The organism is uncultured Porphyromonas sp. (assembly GCF_938039215.1).
In the GTDB taxonomy this organism is placed as follows: Bacteria; Bacteroidota; Bacteroidia; order Bacteroidales; family Porphyromonadaceae; genus Porphyromonas.
Map to the genome: position 1 here is coordinate 47,427 of NZ_CALHVI010000020.1, position 23,962 is coordinate 71,388.

At 54.5% G+C, this 23,962-nt stretch carries 30 protein-coding genes; 9 read left to right on the plus strand and 21 right to left on the minus strand.

The features are described from left to right. The first annotated feature begins 3 nt into the window (after positions 1 to 3). The 6 genes from Q0336_RS02610 (at position 4) to Q0336_RS02635 (ending at position 4,474) form a co-directional block, all read left to right on the plus strand. Positions 4 to 273: a hypothetical protein gene (locus Q0336_RS02610; RefSeq protein ID WP_298525326.1), complete on the plus strand. Its 270-nt coding sequence runs from the start codon at positions 4 to 6 to the stop codon at positions 271 to 273. 1 nt (position 274) lies between these two features. Further along, on the plus strand, positions 275 to 694 hold the full coding sequence (locus tag Q0336_RS02615) for a phage protein Gp36 family protein (RefSeq protein ID WP_298525329.1): 420 nt from the start codon (positions 275 to 277) through the stop codon (positions 692 to 694). A 2-nt stretch (positions 695 to 696) separates the two neighbouring features. Continuing rightward, complete coding sequence (locus Q0336_RS02620) at positions 697 to 1,968, plus strand: DUF935 family protein (protein WP_298525332.1); 1,272 nt, start codon at positions 697 to 699, stop codon at positions 1,966 to 1,968. A gap of 218 nt (positions 1,969 to 2,186) precedes the next feature. Next, positions 2,187 to 3,332 (plus strand): phage minor head protein, encoded by a 1,146-nt coding sequence (locus tag Q0336_RS02625; protein WP_298525335.1) that lies wholly within the window; start codon positions 2,187 to 2,189, stop codon positions 3,330 to 3,332. A 95-nt stretch (positions 3,333 to 3,427) separates the two neighbouring features. Next, positions 3,428 to 3,952, plus strand: coding sequence for a phage virion morphogenesis protein (locus tag Q0336_RS02630; RefSeq protein WP_298525338.1), 525 nt, complete (start codon positions 3,428 to 3,430; stop codon positions 3,950 to 3,952). 18 nt (positions 3,953 to 3,970) lie between these two features. Continuing rightward, positions 3,971 to 4,474: a hypothetical protein gene (locus Q0336_RS02635; protein ID WP_298525341.1), complete on the plus strand. Its 504-nt coding sequence runs from the start codon at positions 3,971 to 3,973 to the stop codon at positions 4,472 to 4,474. Between the two features lie 43 nt (positions 4,475 to 4,517). On the opposite strand, the gene Q0336_RS02640 is transcribed toward Q0336_RS02635, so the two are convergent. From Q0336_RS02640 to Q0336_RS02700, 13 genes are all read right to left on the minus strand, one after another. Next, on the minus strand, positions 4,518 to 4,733 hold the full coding sequence (locus Q0336_RS02640) for a hypothetical protein (protein WP_298525343.1): 216 nt from the start codon (positions 4,731 to 4,733) through the stop codon (positions 4,518 to 4,520). A gap of 156 nt (positions 4,734 to 4,889) precedes the next feature. Then, positions 4,890 to 5,546: a DUF3164 family protein gene (locus Q0336_RS02645; protein ID WP_298525346.1), complete on the minus strand. Its 657-nt coding sequence runs from the start codon at positions 5,544 to 5,546 to the stop codon at positions 4,890 to 4,892. 39 nt (positions 5,547 to 5,585) lie between these two features. Next, entirely contained in the window at positions 5,586 to 5,951 is a 366-nt protein-coding gene (locus tag Q0336_RS02650; protein WP_298525348.1) for a hypothetical protein, read from the minus strand. Positions 5,952 to 5,957: 6 nt separating this feature from the next. Continuing rightward, the gene (locus Q0336_RS02655; protein WP_298525351.1) at positions 5,958 to 6,194 is read right to left on the minus strand and encodes a hypothetical protein; all 237 of its coding nucleotides are present in this window, start codon (positions 6,192 to 6,194) and stop codon (positions 5,958 to 5,960) included. Position 6,195: 1 nt separating this feature from the next. After that, on the minus strand, positions 6,196 to 6,750 hold the full coding sequence (locus Q0336_RS02660; protein ID WP_298525354.1) for a hypothetical protein: 555 nt from the start codon (positions 6,748 to 6,750) through the stop codon (positions 6,196 to 6,198). A 1-nt stretch (position 6,751) separates the two neighbouring features. Further along, the gene (locus Q0336_RS02665; RefSeq protein ID WP_298525357.1) at positions 6,752 to 7,291 is read right to left on the minus strand and encodes a hypothetical protein; all 540 of its coding nucleotides are present in this window, start codon (positions 7,289 to 7,291) and stop codon (positions 6,752 to 6,754) included. A gap of 4 nt (positions 7,292 to 7,295) precedes the next feature. Further along, positions 7,296 to 7,514 (minus strand): hypothetical protein, encoded by a 219-nt coding sequence (locus Q0336_RS02670; protein WP_298525360.1) that lies wholly within the window; start codon positions 7,512 to 7,514, stop codon positions 7,296 to 7,298. Positions 7,515 to 7,536: 22 nt separating this feature from the next. Beyond that, on the minus strand, positions 7,537 to 7,998 hold the full coding sequence (locus Q0336_RS02675) for a hypothetical protein (RefSeq protein ID WP_298525363.1): 462 nt from the start codon (positions 7,996 to 7,998) through the stop codon (positions 7,537 to 7,539). Positions 7,999 to 8,002: 4 nt separating this feature from the next. Then, positions 8,003 to 8,719: an ATP-binding protein gene (locus tag Q0336_RS02680; protein ID WP_298525365.1), complete on the minus strand. Its 717-nt coding sequence runs from the start codon at positions 8,717 to 8,719 to the stop codon at positions 8,003 to 8,005. Between the two features lies 1 nt (position 8,720). Further along, a complete protein-coding gene (locus Q0336_RS02685; RefSeq protein ID WP_298525366.1) occupies positions 8,721 to 9,575 on the minus strand; it encodes an ATP-binding protein in 855 nt (284 codons plus the stop codon). 19 nt (positions 9,576 to 9,594) lie between these two features. After that, the gene (locus Q0336_RS02690; protein ID WP_298525369.1) at positions 9,595 to 11,589 is read right to left on the minus strand and encodes a hypothetical protein; all 1,995 of its coding nucleotides are present in this window, start codon (positions 11,587 to 11,589) and stop codon (positions 9,595 to 9,597) included. A gap of 79 nt (positions 11,590 to 11,668) precedes the next feature. Next, on the minus strand, positions 11,669 to 12,025 hold the full coding sequence (locus tag Q0336_RS02695; RefSeq protein WP_298525371.1) for a hypothetical protein: 357 nt from the start codon (positions 12,023 to 12,025) through the stop codon (positions 11,669 to 11,671). Positions 12,026 to 12,117: 92 nt separating this feature from the next. Then, positions 12,118 to 12,612 carry a hypothetical protein gene (locus Q0336_RS02700; RefSeq protein WP_298525373.1) on the minus strand — a complete coding sequence of 165 codons (495 nt, stop codon included), beginning with the start codon at positions 12,610 to 12,612 and terminating at the stop codon, positions 12,118 to 12,120. Positions 12,613 to 12,725: 113 nt separating this feature from the next. Between Q0336_RS02700 and Q0336_RS02705 the strand changes: the two genes are divergently transcribed. Further along, positions 12,726 to 13,169 (plus strand): helix-turn-helix domain-containing protein, encoded by a 444-nt coding sequence (locus tag Q0336_RS02705; RefSeq protein ID WP_298525375.1) that lies wholly within the window; start codon positions 12,726 to 12,728, stop codon positions 13,167 to 13,169. A gap of 615 nt (positions 13,170 to 13,784) precedes the next feature. On the opposite strand, the gene Q0336_RS02710 is transcribed toward Q0336_RS02705, so the two are convergent. After that, positions 13,785 to 14,036, minus strand: coding sequence for a hypothetical protein (locus Q0336_RS02710; RefSeq protein ID WP_298525377.1), 252 nt, complete (start codon positions 14,034 to 14,036; stop codon positions 13,785 to 13,787). 106 nt (positions 14,037 to 14,142) lie between these two features. On the opposite strand from Q0336_RS02710, the gene Q0336_RS02715 reads away from it, so the two are divergent. Both Q0336_RS02715 and Q0336_RS02720 read left to right on the plus strand, forming a co-directional pair. Beyond that, a complete protein-coding gene (locus Q0336_RS02715) occupies positions 14,143 to 14,643 on the plus strand; it encodes an HU family DNA-binding protein (protein WP_298525379.1) in 501 nt (166 codons plus the stop codon). A 353-nt stretch (positions 14,644 to 14,996) separates the two neighbouring features. Continuing rightward, entirely contained in the window at positions 14,997 to 15,989 is a 993-nt protein-coding gene (locus Q0336_RS02720) for a glycosyltransferase family 2 protein (protein WP_298525381.1), read from the plus strand. Between the two features lie 126 nt (positions 15,990 to 16,115). Here the strand turns inward: Q0336_RS02720 and Q0336_RS02725 are convergent, their stop codons facing one another. The 7 genes from Q0336_RS02725 to Q0336_RS02755 are packed head-to-tail and all read right to left on the minus strand — an operon-like array spanning position 16,116 to position 23,961. Next, positions 16,116 to 17,414 carry a M64 family metallopeptidase gene (locus Q0336_RS02725; protein WP_298525383.1) on the minus strand — a complete coding sequence of 433 codons (1,299 nt, stop codon included), beginning with the start codon at positions 17,412 to 17,414 and terminating at the stop codon, positions 16,116 to 16,118. 20 nt (positions 17,415 to 17,434) lie between these two features. Next, positions 17,435 to 18,382 carry a 2-dehydropantoate 2-reductase gene (locus Q0336_RS02730; protein WP_298525385.1) on the minus strand — a complete coding sequence of 316 codons (948 nt, stop codon included), beginning with the start codon at positions 18,380 to 18,382 and terminating at the stop codon, positions 17,435 to 17,437. Between the two features lie 4 nt (positions 18,383 to 18,386). Beyond that, positions 18,387 to 19,460 carry a glycosyltransferase family 1 protein gene (locus Q0336_RS02735; protein ID WP_298525387.1) on the minus strand — a complete coding sequence of 358 codons (1,074 nt, stop codon included), beginning with the start codon at positions 19,458 to 19,460 and terminating at the stop codon, positions 18,387 to 18,389. Positions 19,461 to 19,502: 42 nt separating this feature from the next. Continuing rightward, positions 19,503 to 20,690: a glycosyltransferase gene (locus tag Q0336_RS02740; protein WP_298525388.1), complete on the minus strand. Its 1,188-nt coding sequence runs from the start codon at positions 20,688 to 20,690 to the stop codon at positions 19,503 to 19,505. A gap of 12 nt (positions 20,691 to 20,702) precedes the next feature. Beyond that, positions 20,703 to 21,632: a riboflavin biosynthesis protein RibF gene (gene ribF / locus Q0336_RS02745; protein ID WP_298525390.1), complete on the minus strand. Its 930-nt coding sequence runs from the start codon at positions 21,630 to 21,632 to the stop codon at positions 20,703 to 20,705. After that, the gene (locus Q0336_RS02750) at positions 21,617 to 23,050 is read right to left on the minus strand and encodes a peptidoglycan DD-metalloendopeptidase family protein (protein ID WP_298525392.1); all 1,434 of its coding nucleotides are present in this window, start codon (positions 23,048 to 23,050) and stop codon (positions 21,617 to 21,619) included. Before Q0336_RS02750 ends, ribF begins: the two co-directional genes overlap by 16 nt. Next, entirely contained in the window at positions 23,047 to 23,961 is a 915-nt protein-coding gene (locus Q0336_RS02755) for a DUF4292 domain-containing protein (protein WP_298525394.1), read from the minus strand. The genes Q0336_RS02750 and Q0336_RS02755 overlap by 4 nt, the downstream gene beginning before the upstream one ends. Position 23,962 lies beyond the last annotated feature (1 nt).

Consider the following 23,962-nt stretch of genomic DNA (forward strand, 5'->3'; position numbering starts at 1 on the left):
ATTATGGACATCCTCTCAATCAATCGCAACCTAGCCAAGGCTATCAATCTCATCATCTACGACTACGAGCTAGCGAGAGCTAAGCGCCGTGCTAACCGCTACACTCGTCTGACAGGCCTAAGGTCGGTAGTCATCCTCACAGAGCGCAAGAGGCTAGGGATAAAACGCATCCTACCCATAGCCATCAAGCTTGACTCCGTACCTCCCTATAAAAGGGGGCTCTGCATGCGTAAGGCTCTATATGTAGCACCTCGCTATACCCACCCTCAGTAATATGTACATCACGGACCAAGACTATCGCCTTGCTATCTCAGAGGAGGAGCAGGCGATCATAAGCGAGTATCCTCAAGAGTGGCAGGCAGCAGAGCTTGCCTCTATGGAGTTAGCCTCAGGTTACCTCCGTGCTAGATACGATGTGGATCAAGAGTTCCGCAGAGAAGGCTCCGAGCGTAGTCCTCTCCTCGTGCTAACCATCGTACACCTCACACTCTATCAGATGTGCCACCGCCTGCCGATGGCTATGGCAATGGAGCGGTACAGAGAGCTCTATGATGGGGCCATCCAGTGGCTATCAGATGTACAAAAGGGGAGAAATAACCCCAACCTGCCGACCCGAACCGATCCCGAGACGGGCAAGACCGGGCTAGACTCCATCAGATCGGGATCACTCCCCAAATCCACCTACCACTACTAGCTATGTCAAGAGCAAGACAATCCAATATCAAGACCGAGCGTGATAGCAAGCTCCTTGAGCTAGCTAAGAGTATCCAAGCTCGTCGTATATCAGCCGAAATTCAGAGCAAGACAGATACTCTCACATCCAAGGATATTGCCTCTTGGAGACGAGCGTGGCAGATAGCCTTGTCGGTCGACAATCCCCGACGTATCCTGCTGCATGACATCTATAGAGACAGCCTCGTCGATGGGCATCTATCTGGGTGTATCGAGCAGCGGAAGAACCGCACCAAAGGTCGTCCCTTCCGCCTCCTTGACGCTGACGGCAAGGAGATCTCCGAGGCAACCGCTCTCTTCGAGAGGGAGTGGTTTTCGGATTTCATAGACCTAGCCCTAGATAGCATCTTCTGGGGACACTCTCTCATTGAGGTCGGTGAGGTAGTGCGCCCCAAGATCGGGGGATTACGCTTTTCGGGGGTCTGGCTAGTGCCACGAAATAACGTGATCCCTGAGTATGGTGTCATCTTGAGAGACCAAGGCGATGACATCCAGCAAGGCATCCCCTATAGATATGGCGACTACTCCCGTTGGCTCATCGAGTGCGGTAAGCCGAAGGACCTCGGTCTACTCTTAGGCTGTGCCCCATATTACATTAGCAAGAAGAATATGGGGGCCTACTGGGATACGTTTGGTGAGATCTTTGGCATGCCGATGAGGATTGCAAATACCTCAGCGACCAACAAAGCGGATATTGCACGTATTGAGGCTACGATGGAGGATATGGGCGCTGCCTTCTGGGGGGTCTTCCCTGAGGACACCAAAATATCGTTCCAGGAGTCAAGCCGTGGCGATGCCTACAATGTCTATGACAAGCGCTTAGACCGATGTGACCGAGAGCTAAGCAAGATTCTTCTTAATCAGACAATGACGATCGACAATGGAGCCTCACTCAGCCAGAGTCAGGTGCATCTGGAGATTTTTGACAATGTCTGTATCTCTGATGCTCGTCGTATGGCTTACATCATCAATGACCGGCTCCTGCCCTTGATGGCTGAGTCTGGCTTCCCCGTCGATGGGCTGACCTTTGCTTGGGACTATACCGACGACATGAGCGATGCTGAGATACGTGAGCAGGAGCGGGTCATACTCCAATACTACGATGTCGATCCCCAGTACTTCATAGACCGCTACGGAGTGCCTATCACAGGGCGCAGGGAGGCAAGCAATCAGCCCCTCCAGCCGATAGCTGAGGATAAAGCGCAGCATAGCCTTCAGCCCGATTTTTTCGCCTAAGGGGGCTAGGCTCTACACCTCAGCCCCCAGCTAAACGACCTGCCCTAGCTGAGCGCTACAGCCTACTGCATCGTCAGCTTGGTAGCCTCTACTCAGCCACCTGCCCCGTGTGTCTGGCGAGCAAGAAGGGGAAAGGGGAAGGGATGCGAGCATACCGACAGGGGATATTTGCTCGAGCTGCCAAGCACGTATATAAGCATAAGGGGTTCAAAGCATCAATGCTCCAGGATGCGCCGGTAAGAGCCGCCATCGAGGAGAGCTATGACATCTTGCGGTCTTCACTCGAGCACATCTCACATGATACCCCCGAGGCGGTGCGCTCTGTCCTGGATGATAACACCTACATCTTCTCGGGCTTCCGCACCTATCACTCTCTGAGAGAGCTGGGGCTAGCGCTAACGACCGAAGAGGGGCATATCCGCTCCTGGGGTGACTTCAGAGAGCAGGTGCTAGAGGTACATCAGAAGTACAATGTCAATTACCTCGAGGCTGAGTACGACCACGCTGTGGGATCAGCCCTGATGGCGGACCGCTGGCTAGAGCAAGAGCGCTCAGGAGGGAGGTATAACCTCCAGTATCGCACGGCTGGAGATAGTAGAGTACGACCCGATCACGAGGCGCTTGAGGGCATCACCCTACCCAAGAGTGATCCATTTTGGCTCAGCTACTACCCGCCTAACGGCTGGCGCTGTCGTTGCTCCGTCGTGGAGGTCTTGCCAGAGGACTACCCAATCTCGGATAGCGACAAGGCTAGCGCTCTCGGGGAGCGTACGCTGAAGGGCAATAAGCAGGAGGTATTCCGGGGGAATCCGGGCAAGGACTTACGCATCTTCCCCGACAGGCACCCCTACTACGGCTCTAAGGGTATAGCCCATTGTGGCGTAGCTCAGCATGCCAAGGGTGACAAGGATGTCGAAGGGGATGCTTGCAAGGTCGTACGAGAGATTGAGCAGGCAAGAGTGGCTAAGAAGAAGATCGAGCTAACGATCGAACAGAAAGCCTACCGAAAGACTCTGCAGGAGAAAGCCTGGGAGCGCTACAGAGATGCTTACCTGTCGAGCAATGGCATCCAGATCAAGATCACCCATAAGGGGATCAAAGAATACCTCAACCAGCCTCATGTGCACTACTTCGCCAAGAACGAACTGATACGCAGGCTTCCTCAAGTACTCAAAGATGCAAAGTACCTGGGGGCTGTGCCCTATCATAAGAGTAACCCGAACATCGTGCGGTCTCATCTCTTCGAGCTGACGATCAATGGGGACAAGACCTGGATCATCGCCCGTGAAGATCTAGCTGGCGAGATCACCGTATACAGCATCACGGATGATCCGAGCATCCTAGACTACCTCAAAAAGAAATAGCCCCTAAGCAACTCCCCTGCTGGAACTACAATCCAGTTCAGAGTTGCCTAAGAGCTATCTCCATGCCACAAAGATAAGCATTTCAGTCCAATCATATGCGCTCAAGCAAACAGCTCTTTGGCGACATCCTCGAGGATATGCGTGTGAAGCTTGCCGATGAGTTCGATCGCAACTTCCAGCGCAAGGCCTTTTTCGATCGCCCCTGGGCTCCTCGCCAACCAAGGCCAAAGGAGCGAGGCTCTCTACTGCTGGTCTCTGGCAAGCTACGGAGGTCTCTAAAGTCCCACATCCGAGATACGAGTGTGGTATTCACCTCTGCCGTGCCCTATGCAGCCGCACACAATGAGGGGGTAGATGGCATGCTGCACGTCAAAGCCCATCGACGACGATCCTATCAAGCGACACGCCTAATCCGAGGCAAGCGAGGGCTAAAGCGTGCAAGAGTCACCATCTCCGCTCACCTGGTCAGAAATCACTACATGCAGCAAAACCTACCAGCCCGCCCTTTCATTGGCTGGCATCCTAGGCTAGGTGACTACATCAGCAGTATCGTTAAGTCACAACTAGAGTCATGGATGGCGGAGATCAAGCAGGAGGTCGAGAGCCACAACAAGCACTAACCAATCACCCTACATAATATGCGACGACATCTCTTCGACAGCATCTGTGAGCGTCTCAAGGGAAAGATCCCCGAAATTAAGTACTATGACCTCTGGAACGAGAGCATGAGTGCTATCCAGACGGGCCCAATCTTCGACACGCCAGCTGTCTTTTTTGAGTTCGATCCAGTGACCTTCAGCCACCAAGCTCGGGGCATCCCTCGAGGGACCGTGACACTGACCCTGCATGTCATCACCAAGTACATCCCGCTACGCCCTCTACGTAGTAGCGATGCCCCCACGGGATTAGCTCACCTCGAGCTCTTAGAGCGCATTGAGTCTGCCCTGACGGGCTTCTCGGGGCAAGGCTTCAGCCCACTCTTACTATCATCCTCCGAGATAGACCATAACCACGCCGAACTACAAGATCACAAAGAGCGCTTCAAGACTTCCGTGAGCTATCCGTCTAACTTCGGGGCGGGTGGTAGTGGAGTACGCCTATCGTCACCCATCAGCCTTACCATCACCGAGGCGGAGGGCTAATGCAGCAGTGGCGCTAAGGTCAGTCCTTAGCGCCACTGCTGCATTAGCTAGTCCAGGCTTTTCGCTGCTCATCCCAGCGGTCAAAGAGCGGGCCAAGAGATGAGACATCCTCCTCCTGGGGGGGATCATCGAGGGTAGCTACCAGACGTAAGTAGTACATCATCGTGCGTAAGCTACAGGGATAGATGGGATAGACATACATGCGCCAGATCATCGGATAGCTACGACGGTGATTGCCACGCTCGTAGTAACGATCCACGATCGCAACCACCCGCTTAGCTTTGTCAACCGTACTTTTTCGGTGATTATGCTTCTTCCCATTCTCCATACCCTGACCTTTGTGAGATTTGATTACCTTTGTAATGCCAACTACAGAGGCTCTCGGCTCACTTCGGGTCGGGGGCTTTTGCTTTTACTAGGCCTCAGTGATACCGAGGGGGACATCCGTCCACTTACCGGTGGCCCCCTTTTTCTGGGCTCGGACAAAGTCCTTAGTCCGCACGGGTCGGTAAGATTCCTTGATGATGGCAACACCTTCACCAAATCGGTGGTCTTGAATAGTCTCAGTATACTTTTCGAGCTGGAGCACCTTGTCAGCCTTGAGATTACCCTTGTTATCTCTGCTGAGGAGGTCAAGGATGATAGCCACCAGATTACGTGTCGCCTCATCGCCAGCTAGTGACGAGATGTACTCCTTAACCATGGAGATCCCGTCTTCGACGGTGTCATCCCATCCGTCTCGCTGGTAGTAGCCGACGATGATACGCCTATGCTCATCGGTTGAGATTAAGCTGTGGGAGCGTTGCCCCTTGGTTTTTACCCCCATGACATCCTCCTTCATCTTGATAACCTGGTCGACGCTATCGTAGACCTTCTTCTTGATCTCTACAAGACGACGACTGGCCTCTTCAAGCTCGGGGAAGAGATCATCTACAATTGTCGAGGCAAGATTGCGGACAGCTTCTCTGTCCTCCTTGGCTCGCTTGGCTTCTTCTTTTCGGCGATGCTCCGCCATAATCGTCTGCATTTTAGCAAACTCTTCCTCCGTCATTTCGACTTGCACTGTACTCATGTCTTATCGGTGATTAATTGGTGATTAATTGCTAGTTGATTAGGCCCGCTCTCGCTCGATAGCTCTCAGTCGCTTGCCTAGGCTACGAGCAAGGGTATCGGGGGTGTTGGGGTGCACAGCTACAGCTGAGATCACGTCTGGATCGTCTATTAAGGCAAGCTCCTCGAGGAGCTCCTTAGGGGTGGAGGTATTCTCCGCCACCATGAGGCGGATCATCGTATCTCCATTATAGGCGAGATCGGCAAGGACATCAGTGGGTGTCGATGGATTACTTGCCACGGATACTCGTACCCAAGAGTGGCTATCCCCGGCTAGCTGGCGCAGCAACTCAGGAGAGGTGGTAGTATCATCTGCTAACGCCTGGCGTTGCTCTGGCGTGTAGCGGTAGAGGTCGGCTGGTATCATTATCTATTAGTAGGGATTAGGGATGGTAGCTCTCTCCCCGACCTGATGCCTATGATAGGTTGTTTGGTCTACTCGGATGTAGTGGAGACCGGTGCTGTCCCTGAGCCAGATATAATACTCGTCATTATATGTATCAGGGATATACTCTTTATCCTCGATGACACCAGTGTAAGATCGGGGTTCAAGGCAAGAGGTTGCTCCAATAAGAGCTAGGGCGATGAGTAGTAAGATTGATTTTCTCATGTTAGTATCTTTTACCGTGGAGTCTGGGTCTGGTCTTGTTATATCGCATCTTAAGCTCGATATGGTTGAGCAGATCGATACCATACATATGTGCAACCGCCATGACTCCGTATAGTGCCGATAACACAGCCTGTCTATCTCCATCAGGTTTTAAGACTAGGTCTTCGGTGATCGAGTAACAGTACAGCGGGAATGACCCGTAATACTTCAAGGAGACGTAAGCCGGACATACTATGTCATCTATTATCCACCCCATCTGCGCTATGATATCGAGCAGTCGCATGGCTGCGTCTGCCAGCTCCTCTTCGAGAGTACCCTTAATGTGGCAAGCATAGACACAAACAAACTCTTCGGTCTCTAGCTTGTCCATATATTTTTCCACATATGCGTACCGTCCTTGACGATCTGCCTCTATAGCTTCACAGAGCTCAGATACGACCAGCATAATATGATGATTTAACGGGTACTCATCTGCCCAAAATCCTTTAGATACCGAGGCCTTGTTTACCCTTTTGGCAAGCTTTTGCCAGGCAAATGAGTCTATTGATTCACACATGTTATCTTCTTTTTGGGTTGAGTTGCAGTCTGCATATGTTATATCTCAGCTTGAGCTGGATGAGCTTATAGAGATCGACTCCTAGGTGATGAGCCAATCCAAGCAGTGTCTGCATACCGTGACGGAGCTTGAGGCTTAGCCGGGCATCAGAGGTGAGATCACGCATGATACTATACATCACACGTAGGGTATCTTCCGGATGATCGAGATACACAAATCCCCCAATATAATCTCGGCAATGCTTACCATGTACGACTAAGAGGTCAAGCATCCTCATCCCTATCTTTGCAAGTCCTTCCTCGAAGGTGTCCTTGATAGAGTTCTCAAAGGCATCCACAAAAGCATCTGCCTCCATATCCTCTATACCTTGGGGGATGCGTATCTTCTTAATTAGATCTTCTTGCTCTATAGCACCGATGACATCTTTTAGGATGAGCATTATACAGTCTTCCTCATGATACTCACAGGAGACAAATCCTTGATCGCAAAACTGAGAGTTTACCTCTTGGGCTAACTTCATCCAGAGGTTATCAACGTTCATGTAGTCAACCATTTTCCTGAGGTGTTTGGGGTTCCTGGAGGTCAGAGAGTCGCTCCTTATCTTGGTTCTCGAGGCGCTCGCTGAGCGTCATCGTTGTGCACACGCCCCAGAGGGCAACACCGGCGATCCAGAGGGTCACCCAAGTACGGCTATCCGTGAGAGCGTCCATGCCAAGAGCAAGGAGCAGGCAAACAAAGCCGATGAAGATCGTTTCTCGTTTCATGTCTGTAGTTATTATGTGGTTACTAGTTGGCGAGTGTTGAGGGGGGGAAGTAGGGCGCTGTTGGCGCATCTCCCTTGGCGGTGATAGCCTCGACGGCGAGGCGGTCACGGGTCTTGCCGTTGAAGAGCCCGATTAGGTTGCGAAGGCGCTCTCGTGGGATCTTATTGAATGATTGGTAGCCCGTAGCTCGGCAGGCAATACCCTTGATGAGAGAGGGGCTTTCGGCTTTGCCTTCACTTCGTAGGTAAGCACCAATAGCTGCCATGACTCGCTTACGGAGCTTCTGGATGTCCGCCCCCTCGGTGCGCTTATCCAGCTCCTTTGCAAGTGCTGCACACACGTCTATGAGGTCATGCGTCTCCATATCCTTCGAGGAGGTGCAGCCATAGGGGGCAAGGAGCGCCTCCTTATCTTCGGGGCTAAGCCCTAAGTTGGTGCAGAGGGTATGATACTTTCTGATGGCCCCTGCTTGCAGGGAGTCCATCGCTCTAGTTCCTTTCGCTTTCATTGTCGCTCTTAGGTGTAGTTGGTTCGACATTCTTCTTTTTGCGCTGGTCTCGCTGGCTGGGGTCGGTGGTAGCAGTACCCCAATAGCCCTCGGCCCCCTTATCCCAAATGATATAGTCATCACCGCCGACCTCACCAGTAGCGTAGCGGGAGGTCACCATGGCTCTGTAACCTTCGATACGGATCTTCACGTCGGCATCGTATCGGATAGCTTGGGCAAGCGCTCCCTTAGGTTCGCCCCCCTTCTCGTGGGCGACGACGACAAAGAGCTTCTTGCGGTAGCGCTGGGAGAGGTGCTGGTAATCACTCAGGCGCAGTCCCCTGAGGTAGTTGATCGAGTCGATAATCACGATCTCGGGGCTCTGTCGCTTGGCGAGGCGCTCAAAGAGCTCATCATACCCCTCTCTATCGAGGAGCTTGACACGTCGCCCAGCCTCCTCCATTCCTCCAGCAATCCAAGCGGACTGCATCGTAGGGCTCAGTCCCTGCTCCAGGCTATTGTAGAGTACCCGACCGAACTGGCTGAGGTACTTAGCCAGTTGCAAGCAAAAGCTAGTCTTACCACTACCACTACCCCCGTAGATAAGCCATGTACCACGCAGCACAGGCATACCTATACTATCTCGCCAAGGGCCCGTAAAATCGGCTACCTTGAAGCTGGCGGAGCGGACATTGGCATTGGAGTAAGCTCGTGCCATCTTAGTCCTCCTTCGCTAGTTGGTGCTCTCTCCAGACGGCTCGGCGCACTCTCCTGAGGTCGCACTGGGCTTCGTCGGCGATACGTCTTACCTTACGGCCGTCGGTCAGCCCATTTGCCGTGCATACTAGGGAGACATCCTCAGGCGAGAGTACACTGAGGTGGATGCACTGACGGCCGATGCGACTATAGACTTCCTCGTATCCCTTTCGACCGATGCGTAGACCCTTCTGCAGACGCTTCTCCAGGTGCTGCGTGGCGCTCAGCACGATACCGCAATGGTCCTCCAGCTCGTTGTAGAGGGTGATGAAGAAGTAGAGTACCTGATCGCTCATCTTGTCCGCCTCATCAAGGATAAGGAGGGGGCTCTCGAAGCGCTTGAGGCGACGCACCACAGCGCCGATCTTCTCGGCTACACTCAGCCCTCTTGGATCAAGGCCCATCGTCTCCATCACAGCGGACAGCCAGCTCCCTCTATTCTGATATTCAGAGCAGGTGATCGAGTACGCCTCTTGGTGCGTGGCCACATACTGACGGATAGTGGCACTCTTACCACAGCCGGCGCTACCCACGATAGCCATCACCTGCCTATCCTGCTGGGCGCACTCGAGGAGCTGGCTCAGCTCGTCATAGACGTTTGTGTGGACGATGGACCAGCCCTCGGATGAGAGCCCTATCTGCTTGCTGATGTTGTGCCACATCCCTTCGGCGATGGTGTCCCAATCGCTGTTAAGGATCTTGCTGATGGTAGCAGCACTGACCCCCTTGAGGCTATTAGCTGCCTTGTTCTGTCCCCCCTGCTTTGTGCAGTAGTCACGTAGGCGAGCTGCGATGAGTTCTTTTTCCTTCACTTCCATTGTTCTGTATCGGTTTGTATTACACTCTTTCTAGGATGCTCTTTCTTTTGGGCTTGGGAGCGGGCTCCTCTATGCTACTAGTCTCGTGCTTGAGCTTACGGTCGTAGCGGTTGTTCTTGACTTGTCCTTGGCTGTCGGGCAGGAGGTCATCCAGCTCACGCCCAAAGGACTCTTCTTGGGCGGGGGTATCGTCCTCGATGGGGCGCTTCTTCTCTCCCCTCCGAAAGGGGGTGATGCTCTTCTGTAGGAGCTCTTGGGCGACGCTGTTATCCTTCGAGGCTTCGAGGGCTAAGGGCATCATCCTCCTCCACTCTCCGTCTACCCAATCTTCTATCTCTCTGTTGTGAGCTTGTACTCGAGAGAGGTGCTCCTTATCGTCTTCGCTCTGGTCCTCTATGGCCATCGGCTGGAGGTGCTTACGCTCCAGGAGGTACTTATACTGACCATCCTCGCTGATGGCAAGGACACTGGAGAGGTCGCTGGGGTCGTAGTAGACCTGCCAGCGTTGGTGTCGTTGCTGCTTGAAGCCCTGCTCGAAGCTCTCGTAGTACTGCACCTCCCCGAAGATCGTAGGCGTGAGCCCGTAGATGCTTTGACCGATGTAGCGCCCCGAGGTCTCACCCCAATGCTCGAGGTAGATAGAGCGGTCGAGCTGGATGTCTGTCACGTCGCCGTCAAAGAGCGACATATACTCCTCATGCTTCAGCGCTCGCTCCTGGGCGAAGATCTTATGTATCTGACCCTCGACTTCGGGGCGGGTCGGGATCTTGTGCCTCAGGTCCGAGGTTACCTCCTTATTGGTACCCTTACCCTTCTTCCCGGTGATCCCGTAGCCTGACCAGTTCGGAAGAAGCTGGCAGTAGGTCTTGTTGAGCCGGGAGAAGTAAGGCTCGATGATCTTCGCTCGGGCGTTCTTCGCTCTCGCTGGGCTGAGCTTGTTACTCATCGCCTTATAGAGCGGGGTAAGAGCTCCGATCTGATAGTGGTCGTACTGGATTTCTCTTGGGTGACACTTCACCCCGAAGAGCTCCTCCGTGTGATGTGCTGCACTGCGCAGCGCTTGGGCGATCAGCTGGGGGCACTCACGCTCCCCGATAGCGTAGCCGATGGGGTAAGAGCAAGAGGCATCAAGGATCACCACCACGACAAGGCGACAGTCATAGACCGTTTTAGTGTTGCCCTTGCTGTCCTCGGTGGTCTTCTGGTAGTAGAGCTCCATCGTCCACCCGTCGTGTACCCAGTAGCTCATCGCCCGGGTGGGCTTCGTTCTCTTGATGGCAGTCTGTACCTCCAGGCGGTAATCTGTGCGACCCTTACGGCCAGCCTCGATGAGGAGGCTCTTGCTCTTGGCTATCTTGCCCACCGCCGAGGCGGTAAGCTTCTCCCAGCCTCGCTTATCGGCTGTCTCATTGTAGAGCCGTGCCACTTGGCGGTTGTTGAGTCTGTTCGGGGTGGCTAGTAGCATCAAGAGGAGCGCCGTCTGATCATCCATAGAGGTCTTGCTGGCATTGCGGTTTTGATAGCCCTTGTGGATGAGGCTCTCTAAGCCGTATTCCTTATAGGCTTCGTGCTTCTCCTTCAGCCGACTCTTAGGGAGCTTATGGGGGTACTCCTCCAGGGGCAAGCCCTCTACCATCTGAGTCATCCAGCCGTAAAACTCACCCTTGCCCATAGGTCTACGGGATGCCTTACCCCGCTTACTCGTGTGCTCCATCCAATAGGCACTGATAGCCTCGAGGATCTGAGCTTCGGCCACGTACTGTGCGATCTTATCCGCTGGCAAGCACCTACCATCAGGTAGGCGGTAAGCGTGGTAGTAGTGCACAGCTTCGGGGCAAGGGCGGATGAGTTGCTCCAGCAGGCTCTTTACTCGTTCCATAGGGGGCACGTCAAAGCGCTTATAGACCTCGGCTCGGTACTTCTCGGGGAGTGAGTCTACAGCATACTGAGCATGACGACCTCGACAGCCTCGGACGACTATCTGGAGGGTCTTCCTAGCAACCAGCTTCTCCAAGGTGTAATCACTAACAATGGAGGAGGAGATAAGCTCGACTTTCGTTGCGCAAAGTATTCCGTTCACTCGTTCCATAATACTATAGGGTCTTGCCGAACTCCTGTATCGAGGCTAGCGGTGTGATGACTGCATGGTGTGTACTACAGAGCTCATTACCCTTGTAGAGGCAAGCATTCCCAGTTACCTTATCACATTCAAGGCGGACATCTTTATTGAGATGCTGCACGAGCTTATCGCCAGTATCTAGCAGTACCTCCTCTTCTGGGGCAGTGATCATCACTACACCTCCTCTAAGGATTGCTTCGGTACGTATCTGCTCCAAGAGCTCTGACCCGCCTAGGTAGTTTAAGGCTTGATGTATCGTCTTGCGTGTCGTGCCGAACTGATCTATCAGCTCTCGACGTACTGCCTTAGTGATTTGTATTTCTCGTTTCATCGTTTAACCATCGTTTAATCAGGTGGGGTGCGCCTGATAGCTCCCTATCTCAGGTCGCTAACTTCCTAGGAGACGCACCCCTCTCTGATGTCTTAGTAAAATTTGAAGAACTCAAAGGGTATCTCCATATAGCACAAGCTGATTTCGCTATGCGAGTCCATGGCAAGCCCAGAGACCTTCCAGCCCCATACCGGATACGGATCTTGAAACTTCATCATCTCTCTATCGTCAATAGGATTCTCTGAGACAAGCCGAGCGATGAGCTCCACAGATAAGAGGGGCTTAGTGCTTTGATCCGCCATCACCTCTCTCACGTCAACAATATCCTCTGGGGCAATCAGGCCGAGGAATTCCGCAGATAAGAGCATATCAGTAAATTCATCTACATTTCTCTGAGACACAACCATCTCCCATTTCCCAAGACCATTAGTAGAGTAGACCTTGACTTGCTTGTCTACGTATTCAGGGATAGAACTTACATACCTCCTGATTGCCTGAATGGCCCGATCTTTATTAACGTTGGCTCTGATTAGATCCTCCTTGCTGATTTTGCTCTCTAGCATACTCGTTTCCTTGATTTTACGCATTGCACTATCTTTGTTCGTGTCGGTTACATATCACCACTATCGGTTTGCTGTACCCGACACTGCAAAGATATAAACATTTTGCGTAAACATCAAAACAATAAGCGTAATATTCTATGGGGTGCTACTCTAAATCTGAGAGAGTCAATAGCTTAGTTGACTACTTCGGGAAAGGGAATAAGTCTGAATTTGCCCGAATCTTGGGCACTACACCCCAAGTGGTAGCCACTTGGATAGCCAGGGATACGATAAATTACGACCTTGTTTATACAAAATGCGAAGGTGTCAACCCTCATTGGCTACTCACAGGAGAAGGGGCCATGCTGAACAATAATGAAGCACCGCCAACCACTACCAACGATAGCACCGCCATCATCCAGCTCGCAACCACCATACAAGAGCTTACGAGTAATCTGAATGATCGCAACAAGGAAATTGGAGAGCTAAGAGAAAGGGTGGGGAGTGCTGAAGCCCGAGCAGAGTTACTCCAAGCCGAACTCAATAGAAAGGTAAAATATGCTGGCGATGTGAACTCCGAAGAGCCTGCCCTTGCCGGATAAGGCCTTTACTCCTTATATCCCCTAGGAGGGAAAATCTTGAGTAGCAGCGCAATACGCCATCTTCATTAGGATAAACTTGTATCCTATCCCCCGTCGAGATTGAGAAATGTAGTCAGATAAAGAGCGATATATACAAGCTTCCCCCTTCTCATCAAGACTATATAACGCTATTCTTGTCCTTCCATTAATGGGGACAGATGTCCTGCCAATGTCCTAGCAATAGCAAATCCAATACGATTTCGGGGCTTTTTAGGAGAGGGGTAGGAGAGACGATCTACCACCTTTTTTAGAGCCTTTCTGAGGGGTAATTGAAGGGGTATTGAACGCTCATTAATCACCTGGAGCAAGGACACACTACCATCTAGGCTGGGGAGGCAAGAGGACACTCCAGTCTACCACATCGCCCACCATGCCAGCGCCCTCTCAGAGGTGCGTAGTTCCTTTATACAAGCCACTTTCATCCGTCTCCTGATCCATCGCCCCAGGGACACAGAGAAGGGGCTGAGAGCGCTCGATGCAGCACCCTCAGCCCCTCATAATTTAAGCCGACCAAAGCGGAATTTAACCTACCTCAATCAATCGCCGTTCAAATCCCCTTCAAAGTTTAAGCTGAATTTAAGCTGATTTAACTTCTTCACGCAATTCGTTTTCCATCGTCCACGCCCCTAACTCGCTGATATTCTTCTCCCTACCCGTCCCCTCTCCACTACATTTCGTATTCTCTCTTATATATGCGGAAATTTTTTCCCTTCCGCACGGCGGGAGATTTTCGTTCGGACGAAAAGGATTTTTTCTTTGGAAGACGAGGGCTTTTCTTCCGAGGAGAGGGGAACTTCCTTTCGGAAGAAAATTTATTTTCTTGCGCAAAGCAAAATATTTCCGAGTATAAGGAGTTATCGCTACCTTCGAAGTGAAAACAACACGCAGTCATTCAGACAAAACACACATTTCGTAACCATTAATAACGATCATCATGATTAAGATCAAAGCCATCGAAAGAAAAGCAGGCTTCGGCAAGACCAGCAAGAAGCTTTGGTACCCCGCAATCCACCTCCATTCTGATGTCAAATTCGAGGAGTTCATCGAGCTCGTAGCCGACGAAACGACCGTATCGTCAGCCGACGTTAAGGCCGTCTTCGACCGTGCTGCTAAGGTGCTCATCCGCCTGCTCCAAGACGGCAAGAGCGTCGACTGCGGTGACATGGGGACCTTCCGCCCCAGCATCACTGCCAAGACGGGCTCTGGCGTAGACAAGGCCGAGAAGGTCGGTGTCGAACTCGTCGACAGAGCCAAGGTCATCTACACCCCTCGCATCAAGGTTAAGACGGCGCTGAAGGGTGTTCGCATGGAGCGAGCCGAGCGTGCGCTCGATGTCCCCTATGACTCCTCTGGCAAGAAGAAGAAAAAGGGTTCGAAGGAGAACGAAGGTTCTTCGCCCACCCCTGGCGACAACGGCGGTCACGTAGGCATCTAAGCCTTCGCCCAAGCTGAAAAAGCCGAGAGCCCCCCGACGGATGCCTATCGCATCACGTCGGGGGGCTCTGCTATGGGAAGGCCTCTTGTGCGCCCTCCCTAGTTTGTCTCCCCCACTGTGGCTCCGCTCTTCCCCCGCCAAGGAAGGTGGAGCGTCGGGAGGCTAAGGTAGCGTTGGTGGGATACTCATGCTCTTATTGAAGGGTGGGCGCTTGGATGTGGATGCGCCGTCCCAGCTCCTTCGTAAAGCCCCTTGCGCCATTTTTCGTACCTTCGTCGCTGTAATTTCGTAGTACAACCCCAACATAAATAATGGTATAGCCGCCATGTTTTATGTGCTATTCAAATAATGATATGTCAGAACGTGTAGTATCAATTATTGTCCCAGTCTATAATGTCGAGGCGTACTTGCCTGAGTGTATCGACTCCTTGCTTGGCCAAACCTATCCGCATCTAGAAGTCCTCCTCATCGACGATGGCTCTACCGACGGGAGCGGAAAGATTTGCGATGACTACGCTCAGAGAGATAGCCGAGTCCGCGTCGTCCACAAGCCCAACGAGGGAGTGTCCGTGGCTAGAAATACGGCCCTTTCGATCGCAACGGGCTACTATCTGATGTGCGTCGATAGCGACGACTGGATAGAATTGGATACACTGGAGAAGTGCATGGCTATCTTGGAGAAGCGTCCAGAGATCGATATCCTAGAGTTTGGGACGATCGATTACTTTGACGGGGAGTTCGCCGAATACAAGTCGTATACTGGGGGCACAGAAGATGTCGAGTTGTCGGGGCTTCAGATCCTGCACTCCTATTCGCAGGGGAACCTTCCTTCTCCCCTGCCTTGCGCAAAGATTTATGTCCGAGACAAGATCAGTGATGTGCGCTTTATCCTAGGCCGAGTACACGAGGATAATACCTATATCTTCGAAGCCCTCATAAAGATCCAGCATTATTACTACCACAATGCACCCTGGTATATCTATCGCCGGAATAGAGTAGGATCGATCACACATACTTTGAACGATAACATCGAAGACATGTTCCTCAACATTAGAGACGTGAGAGACAAGATGATTAAGGAGCATCCCGAATTAGTCGTCTATGCCAATAGCTTCATGCTCCACCGTGCGGTCGACTACTCGTTTAGATACTACAGGCAGGGGATAGATGTCAAGAAGTATGAGAAGATGCTTGCCCCCTTCATCGAAAGCATCAAGGCATACCCTATCTTGGATCCCACGATCAAGAAGCGACTCTTTATCTATATGCCTAAGCTGTACGTCCGCTTCACCGTTCACGTCCTTCCTAAGATCAGAAAGCTCCTGAAGTGGAGACCTTTTAAGTAGGACTTATAATCAAGAGGGAAGGATCGCTAGAGTATAGCTTCGCCCCTCAACATGTAAAAAGAAAAGTAGGGCTGACTCCATCCATGGAGTCAGCCCTACTTCGTCTCTTAGGGGCGGGCGAAGCCGTTACTTCTTCCGTGGAGGAAGGTGGTAGTCGATGACCTTGCCGAGGGCGAGGTGGCAGGCGGGACAGAAGTCCGGCGTGTCGTTGGTGCGCATGCGGCAGTTGTAGCTGGCTCGGTACATGCCCTTGGAGAGATAAGCGCCCCCTTCGTAGAGCCCAACGGGGTACTTCTTCTGCAGCTTGTCGGGGGTAGGCCGTGGCGTGCCCTTCTTGATCAGATGCGACCACTTGCCCGAGAAGTCCTTGAGGTTGGTGACGTTCTGCTCCCAAGGTTCTACGGTCATGGCGTGTTCGCTCGCCGCTGCCAGGTCGCCCTCGTGGAAGTACTCGTCCGTCAGCCCGCCGAAGCTGTGACCGAACTCGTGCACGACCACGGGAAGGTACCACTTGTGGTGCGTCGAGCTCAGTAGGTAGGAGTTGTACATCCCGCCACCGCCGTAGACATCGCTGTTGGCGAGGATGATCAGGTGCTCGTACGGGATGCCGATCAGGGCGTTATTGATGGCCTTGACTTGGCGCGTCGTCAGGTAGCGGTCGGAGTAGAAGGTGTCGAAGTGCGACGAGAAGGCCGTGCGAGGCCAGCGCTTCTGACGAGGTACGGCAACTCCCGATTCCTCAGAGGAGGAGAAGACCGCTACGACATTGAAGTGCTGGCGGTAGCTCTTGAAGGGCTCGTAGGAGAAGAGTGCTTCCGTGGCGGCTTCGGCATCCTTGAGGAAGGTATCCATCTCCGCTTCCGTATAGCCTTCGGCCAGGATCGCGAGGTCAATGCACTCCTTGCTGTCGCCCGAATGGACAAGGTATTTGTGCGGAAGGGCGGGCTTGCCCGTGTGGTCACGGATGAGGATGTCCTGAGGGTCGATGCGCTGCGTCTGCTCGGCCAGTGGACGCTGCTCGGCATCGCAGAGGACGAGCTTCACACGGACGGGTGCCTTGGGGTAGGGGATCCGAAGAACCTCTTCGTAGGTGCGACGCTCGGTCTTGGCAAGCGGAGTCTGCCGCCATTCGAGGTAGAGCGGATTGAAGGAGAAGGCGTAGATGAGTTTGCCCGAAGCTTCGTCATGCACGTAGAGCTGGGCGTTGCCTCTCAGGGCGAGGCTGTCGAGATGGTAGCGCCTACCTGCCCAGCCCGAGAGGAGGTGATGTTCGTCGGGCGTGATCTCCGTCTTCTCCGAATTGCCCGAGAGGATGTAGTCCAGACGAAGCGTGCTGTCTCGGAAGAAGCTCGAGAAGTGTTGGGCTGAGGCCGAGAGGAAGCTCACGGCAAGAAGCAGAGCCAGAAGGGGAAGTCTTGTTCGCATAGTCGTGTGTATATAGCTGTTTAGTGAATCTGAGGGGGATAGCTCTCGGTGGCTAGGGCCTTGTACATACGTTCGTAGGTCGGAAGCGAAAGGCCGAGCGAACGGGCAGCACGCACGACGTAGCCCGTGAGGTTCTCCAGCTCCGTGGGGCGACCCGCTATGAAGTCCACGTGCATGGAGCTCGTGCTCGTGGGGATCATGAAGGTCTGTCGCTCGATGGTACGCTCGACTGCGTCTTCGCCCAGATCGTAGCCCATAGCTGAGAAGAGCTGGCAGAGCTCGACGATGAGCTGGCGCATCTCTTCGGGGTGCTCCTTCAGTGCATCGCCTACCGTCTGGTTGAAGTAGGACGTACCCGTGGCCGTAGCCGAGATCATGAGGAACTTCTTACGTATGTGCTCCTCGATGTGGTCGGGGTTGATGACGTGCACCCGCACGGAGTCAAGCAGCGAGGCAAGTTCCTTCTCCTCCTCCGTTCGCTCCTCGGTGCGCTCTCCGAAGAAGAAGAGTTCACGCTCCGCCTCCAGAAGGATTTCCCCTGGGGCAGGCTTGCGCCCCGAGATGTAGACGCAGCCGTCCCACACCCGAGCCTCGGGTAGGATCGCTTGGATCTGGTCGGTGATGTCGGCGCCGTTGAGCAGGGGTAGGATGATGGTCTTCGGCGTAATGATCGGGCGGAGCTGCTCGAGATTGGCTCTGAGATCGTAGCTCTTCGTCGCAAGGATCAGCAGGTCTGTCGCTGGGAGCTGGCTTGGATCTTCGGCGATGAAGTCGGGGCGGACGGTGAAGTCTCGGGCAGGCGTATGTACATGGAGCCCTCGGGAACGAATAGCCTCGAGATGGGCTCCCCGAGCGACGAAGCTGATGGTACGGCCTAAGCCTTCCTGACGGGCAGCCTCTACGAGCATAGCTCCGTAGTAGCCGCCTACGCCTCCGAGGCCAGAGATGGTGATGTTCTTGAGCAGCATGATGCTAGAGATGGAGTAGTTGGCGATAGATGGAAGCGTAGCCCTCGGCCATGTGCTGGTAGCTGAAGAGTCGCTGGGCTCGCTCCTTCAGGCGCTCCGATCGGCGGGGCTCATGCTCGAAGTCTTTGAGCCCACGCTGGACGAGCTCGGCCATATCCTCGGGTGCCGTGGAGTCGAAATAATAAGCCTCTTCCCCTCCGATCTCAGGGAGGCTGGTCATGGGGCGAAGGAAGAGGGGTTTCCCCAGCGCCATAGCTTCGACGACGGGGAGACCGAAGCCTTCGGCCTTGGAGGGGTGGACAAGCGCCTTGCAGTGATAGAGTAGGGTATCCTTGACCTCATGAGGCACGGCCTCGTAGAGGTGGATGCGGTCGGCCGTGCCCGTCTCTCGGATCAGCCGATCGATACGTGCCTTGTATTCGGACTTAGCTTCCGAATAGACAAGCACTAGGTGAAGCTCTTCGGGAAGGTGGCGAAGCATCTCGATGAGTAGGTGCTGTTGCTTCTTGTCGAAGAGAACTCCTAGGGCAAGGAGGTAAGGGTTCTTAGGGATGATCCCTTCTGTGGGGAGGGCTCGGAGCTGCTCCTCATCGGGAAGGAAGATCCCGTTGTGGACGATATGGATAGTGGTACCCTTGCGTAGGGGGAAGAGCTCCAGATTAGCCTCTAAGTCTTGGCGCACGAAGTCCGAGATACAGACGATGGCATCTGCTTGGCGGAGGTTCTTCGTCGCAATGCGTTGGAGCTTAGCTCGACGATGCTCTTCGAGATCCTCGTGCAGGAAGTTGAGGTCGTGTAGCGTCACTAGGCGCTTTGTGCTCCAGCTCTGAGGGAAGTAGCGCTGGAGCTGGTGCGTCACGTGGAGCAGGTCGAAGCGAAGTGGGGTAGGATTGAAGTACTTGTGCAGGCGACGGAAGCTAACCACATCCTTGCTCTCTCCCTCTTGAGGACGGTAGAAGGAGCACTTGAACCCCTCTGTCGGGAGCTCCCGAAGCCCCGTCTCGAGACAGCGGCAGTAGTAGGCTAGCCCACAGTAGGGGTAGCGAAGTCGCTCTTGATCAATCAGGACTTTCTTCATAGTCGGGGATCTCTAGGGGATGAATGGTGGGTTGGGTGCACGCTATAGTTCCTCGAGGAGTGCTCTCCATCGGGAGAAATTCTGCTCGGGCTCATAATCCAAGCGCTTCCGCAGGCAGGCTTCTTGTAGCCGAGCTCTGAGGGCTTCGTCTTGGCAGAGCTCCTTGAGCCGCTCAGCATAGAGCTTGAGGTCGAAGGAGGGGACGAGCCGTCCGAACTCTCCATCTTTGCCTGTGACGAATCGCATACCAGCACAGCAATCGAAGGCTATCGGCACGCATCCGTTGTTCTGTGCCTCAAGGAGCACCAAGGGAACTCCCTCTATGGTGGAGGTCAGAGCTACGATAGCGGCTTCACGATAGACACGCTCGGGCTCGGCGCAGTAGCCACAGAGGCGTGCTCGCTTGAGCCCGTAGCGGGAGATCATACGCCGCAGTGCTTCCTCTTCTGTTCCCCTACCATGGATCTCTAGCGTCCAGTCGGGAAGCTCCTTCTCTAGGAGCGCCCAGATTCGGATGAGGCGAGATACCATCTTGTCCTCTGGAGAGAGTCGTCCCATGTAGACGACCTTCTTTTCCTTCTTGAGCTGGGGGTCGGGGAGAATAGGAAGGGTATTCGTTAGAGCCACGAGTTTGGAGCGGTCTTCGTCACTGAGCTCTAGCCTCTGTGCGATCTCCTCGCTGTACTCGGGGCAGAGGGTGATGAAGCGGTCTACGCTGCGGATGATCGCTCGGTACTTCTCCTCGATATGGTTGCTGAAGGCTCGTTGCCATCGATACTTCCACTGACGAAGGAGTATCCACTCTAGGCGCTTCATGAAGCTGCGGCGAGCCCGCATCTTTCTTGCTGGATATTCAAGGATCTCTTCCCAGAAGGGGGCTCCATGCGACCAGTAGATGAGCTTGAGCGAAGAGGCTCGTAGTCGATCCCAATAGGGATTGGTATGGGCTGTGGGGAAGATGAGTACTTGGATGTGCTGCTCGGTGGTATCTCGGAGCAGGAAGTCTACGTTCTCCTCGCTCCAGAGCCGAGCCGTGTCGGGTAGGAGATGCAGGGAGGTCAGTGTAGGATGAGGAAGTCGCCATTCCTCGTGCTTGATACTACAGCAGTAGTAGTGGGTATGGATCCCCATAGAGGCAAGCAATAGTCCCGTGTCAGAGGAGACTTGGTCCCCTCCGCCTAGGCCAAAGTGCTCCTGTACGATGGCTACGTGTAGATTCTGGATCTGCATCGGTATGGTTCGTTAGTCATCAAGATGATGGGATCGCTCAAAGTAGGCTCGCACCTCCACCTCATAGCGCTGGAGTGCCTCACGAAGAGCTTCCGTGGATGAGAACTTGTGCTCGGGGTGTAGCTGCTCAAGCACTTCTACCCGCACTTCTCGCCCATAGATATTGTCGTTGAAGTCGAGGATGTGCACCTCGATCGTCCGCTCTAGATCACCGCCGATCGTCGGGCGCTGACCAATGTAGAGCATGGCCTCAAGGCGCTCCTCGAAGCCCTGTGCTCCTCTGAGGCTGAGGGTCGAGGCATAGACCCCGTGGGGAGGATAGATCTGACGGCGGTCAGCGAGAGCGATATTGGCTGTCGGGTAGCCGAGCTTGCGTCCCAGATGTAGCCCTTCGACGACAGAGCCAAAGAAGCTGAAGGGACGGGAGAGGATCTCCGTCACTCGTGGCATCGCTCCGCTACGTATCAGCCCCTTGATGAGGGTCGAGCTGAAGGTCTGCTGCTCCCTCGCTAGGGGCTCAGCCTGCAGGACGGTGATGCCCAGAGGGGCACCGAGCTCTTGGTAGTCCGTGAGCTCTAGCTTTGCTCCGTGACCAAAACGGTTGTCGTAGCCGAGGACGAGGTCGGTCACCCCGAGCTCACGATGGAGGACTTCCTCCATGAAGACTTGGGCGCTCTTAGCCGCTAGCTCTGGAGTGAAGTGAAGGAGGTGAACGCTCAGACCAAGTGCTCGTAGGAGGCTATCCCGCACAGCTGTCGGCATGATGTGCTCGGGCTCACCCTTCGTCTGAAGGACATCGGCAGGATAGGGATCGAAGGTGATCGCTAGGAGTTCGGTCTCGGGGAATGAAGAGGCATAGGCCTTCATCTGAGCGAAGAGCGACTGATGCCCGAGATGAACTCCGTCGAAGGATCCAATAGTAGCGACTACCTTTTTATCCATGCGAGCGGGTTGAGTTTGGTACGCTCGTGCCAGAGCTGGAAGTGAAGTAGTCGTCCTCCCGATCCGTCGGGGCTAGCACCGACGGAGCCTAAGACTTGCCCCGTAGAGACCCGTGAGCCACTGGAGACGGAGACGCTACTGAGGTTGGCATAGACCGTCAGATAGTTCCCGTGTCTCAGGATCAAGGCGGTGCCATAGCCAGGGATCATGAATACCCGACTGACGACACCAGTGAAGACGGCATAGGCTCGGCTATCGCCCTGCAGACCGAAGTCCACGCCACTGCTATTGACCTGCACACGGTTGTGCTCGGAGTGCTGATGCACACCGAAGGTGCGGAGGATCGAGTAGGAGCCACGGATAGGTGCAGGGAGGCGACCCTTGTTCTGAGCGAAGGAGGAGGCAAGTGCTCGCTCGTTGGCATCCATGGCGTAGCCCCCAGGAGTAGCAGCACGGCGCTCCTCGGGCTCGGGTTCGGTCGCTTGGCTAGGTGGGGTGCTGGGGCTAGTGGTCTTGCCCTTGGAGCCCTTCCCTTTATCCTTGGAGGAAGAGGCGGTCTCGCCGGAGCTCTGCCCTTGGCGCTGAGCCTCACGACGACGGCGAGCCTCTTCGGCACGGCGCTGAGCTTCGGCAGCACGGCGCTGGGCGGCGAGGATCTCGGCCTCTACCTGCTGCTGGATCTTGCGATCAAGCTCTTCGGCACGCTTGCGCTGCTTGGAGAGGTCTTGGGCGAGCTGTTTCTGTTGGCCTCGAAGATCCTTCACTTGGGCAGAACGCTGGACTTCCTCCTGCTCGAGCTTGCGCTTCTCTGCTTCACGGAGCGAGAGGAGGTGCTCCTTCTCCGAATGCGTGCGTCCTACTTCGGCCTTGGTAGCTTCGATCTCGGTGCGGGTGGTACGTAGTGCCTCGGAGGCCTCACGTACCGCCTTGGTATAGCGAGAGAGGAAGCGCTGGCGCTCTCTCGCCTCGGAGGGAGTCCGAGAGGAGAGTACGAAGACCAGCGGGTCTATATGGGTGTCGATCCTCTGGAGCTGTAGGAGTGCCGCCCGATAGCGCAGCAGGAGTGCTCCCTCGCGACGGTGGAGCCTGCCGATATGCCCCGAGAGGGTGTCGATGCGTGCCTGCAGGCCACTGATCTCATTGCCGAGGATGGCGACGACCTGCCGACGCTGCTCGACCTGCTCCTTCACAGCACGCAGGGTCTGCTCTTGGCTTCGGGTATCCTTGCGGAGCTGCTGGAGCTTCTTGTCGGAGGCTTCGATGTTTCGGAGTAGCTGCTTGCGCTCCTGCTCGAGGCGCTGGAGTGTCTTTGACTTGCGAGCTTGAGCGGAGGCAGGGGCTACGGAGAGTAGGAGGCAGACGAGGAGAAGAGCCTGCCCTAACCGATGGCGGTATCTAGCGAAGAGGGTGGCGATCATAGCGAGGGCAAGAGCTTGATGAGCTCAGAGAGACTGATACGCTGGTAGCCGTCTTTGACTCGGGGGGTGATGTCGGGGACTTCGCCCGTGTAAGGACGGAGCTTGCTCCAGTCGATGGTTAGTGCTGGGGCGGAGGTCTTACCGAGGAAGAGAGTCGTGCGCTGAGCTAGATGACTCTCCAGAGAGGCTGCGCTCTGCTCGTAGCTGAGCGAGAAGACTGGGAGGCCCGTCTGGAGCTGCTCGGTGACAGCGAAGTAGGTAGGCTGGTGCTGGGCATTGAGGAGCCAGCGAAGGTGATAGTCCTGCTTACCCCCTTGGCGAGCCACTTGTAGATAGGCTTCGGCATCGGTACCTCCCGACTCGGTGATGCTGTAGCTGAAGGCTCCCCCCTTCGTGCCTCGGGCTCCGCTGGGGAAGAAGGGCTTGCCGAGGAGCAGGCGCTCGACATCATCGTAGCGTACGGGGAAGCCGATGAGCTCGGAGAGCTCTTGGTAGCTAACCTCGGCATAGCGTCCGTGGAGCTTGTCGATAGCTGTAACCCCCTCACGGGTGAACCATACTCGGGCAGCTTCGATCAAGGGGAAGGGGACGACGGACCAGTAGATCCCTTGGCCCTTGAGGATGGTGGCATTGACCTTGGAGGAGAAGTTGTCCTTCTTGAGGAAGAGCTCGGCGCTCAGTGCCCCTCTTAGGGTAGAGGCATAGGCGGGAGCACTCTGGAAGGCTCGGAGGCGGGCTTCTCTCGAGGTGTCTATGGGGCGAGCTGTCGTCGGCTCGTCAGTCTCGCTCGTGCGCTGTAGGAGTCCACAGCTTGAGAGAGAGAGGAGGAAGGCTCCAGCGGCAAGAGCTAACGTCTTGCCAAGTAGAGCCCGGCGAGTAGACCGCAGGGTGCGGGCTATGGTTGAGGTCATC